This window comes from Pseudomonas sp. SWRI68 (assembly GCF_014269165.1).
In the GTDB taxonomy this organism is placed as follows: domain Bacteria; phylum Pseudomonadota; class Gammaproteobacteria; order Pseudomonadales; family Pseudomonadaceae; genus Aquipseudomonas; species Aquipseudomonas capeferrum.
On record NZ_JABWRU010000060.1, the window covers coordinates 1 to 498 of the forward strand.

Sequence of the window (498 nt, forward strand, 5' to 3'; positions counted from 1 at the left end):
TGACTGGGGTGAAGTCGTAACAAGGTAGCCGTAGGGGAACCTGCGGCTGGATCACCTCCTTAATCGACGACATCAGCCTGCTGATGAGCTCCCACACGAATTGCTTGATTCTTTGTATAAAGACGATGCTGTAACGCGACCCTGTTATAGGTCTGTAGCTCAGTTGGTTAGAGCGCACCCCTGATAAGGGTGAGGTCGGCAGTTCAAATCTGCCCAGACCTACCAATTACTTGGTGCGGCCTACAAAATACGGGGCCATAGCTCAGCTGGGAGAGCGCCTGCCTTGCACGCAGGAGGTCAGCGGTTCGATCCCGTTTGGCTCCACCACTCTTGCAGTACCTTGATCAAACTCAGAAATGAGCATTCGTGTCGAATGTTGATTTCTGGCTTTTGTCAGATCGTTCTTTAAAAATTCGGATATGTGATAGAAATAGACTGAACACTACTTTCACTGGTAGTGGATCAGGCTAAGGTAAAATTTGTGATGTGCTCTTAACT

The 498-nt window shown here is 48.6% G+C and carries 2 tRNA genes and 1 rRNA gene; all 3 read left to right on the forward strand.

Annotated elements, in window-relative coordinates:
* Positions 1-62, forward strand: a 16S ribosomal RNA gene (locus HU770_RS26775); the annotation flags it as partial.
* A gap of 86 nt (positions 63-148) precedes the next feature.
* Positions 149-225, forward strand: a tRNA-Ile gene (locus HU770_RS26780).
* A 26-nt stretch (positions 226-251) separates the two neighbouring features.
* Positions 252-327 (forward strand) — tRNA-Ala (locus HU770_RS26785).
* Positions 328-498 lie beyond the last annotated feature (171 nt).